The sequence below is a fragment of the Salmonella sp. SAL4457 genome (genome assembly GCF_046548235.1).
GTDB classification, from domain to species: Bacteria; Pseudomonadota; Gammaproteobacteria; order Enterobacterales; family Enterobacteriaceae; genus Salmonella; species Salmonella enterica.
The window spans coordinates 1-436 of the sequence record NZ_JBGDZO010000067.1; the positions used below are offsets into that span (position 1 = coordinate 1).

Annotated in this window: 1 protein-coding gene; it reads right to left on the reverse strand. The window is 56.4% G+C overall.

From position 1 onward, the window contains the following. Positions 1-174: 174 nt before the first annotated feature. Positions 175-436: response regulator transcription factor (locus ACLJNW_RS23255; RefSeq protein WP_410961094.1), on the reverse strand; the 262-nt coding region annotated here is incomplete at its 5' end.

A 436-nucleotide genomic window follows, 5' to 3' on the forward strand; every position in this document is an offset into this window, starting at 1 on the left:
TCGTCGACCACATCGGCGTCCCCCGGACGATCCGGAGCGGGAATCCGGAGCATGGAAGAATATTCGCCAGCCGTCGCCCTCGCCGGAACGGCATATCCCGCCATGCAGGCGAATATGAGAAGCAGGCCGAGCATGCACGCACTGCGTTTCTGGAACTTCATTCGGTTCCGGCCCTTAGATAAGCGTATTGCGTTTGGCGAACTCGATGAGATCCACCAGCGAGCCGGCGTTCAACTTCAACAACAAGCGCGCCTTGTAAGTGCTGACGGTCTTGTTGCTGATAAACATCTGCTCGGATATCTGCTTGTTCGAATAACCCTGGCTGAGGTATTGCAATACCGATACTTCGCGATCGGACAGGCGTCCGAGCAATTCCACATCGTCGGAATAGGCGCCCTGTTGCACAGGACGCATGGCCGAGCTGGGAAAGTAACTG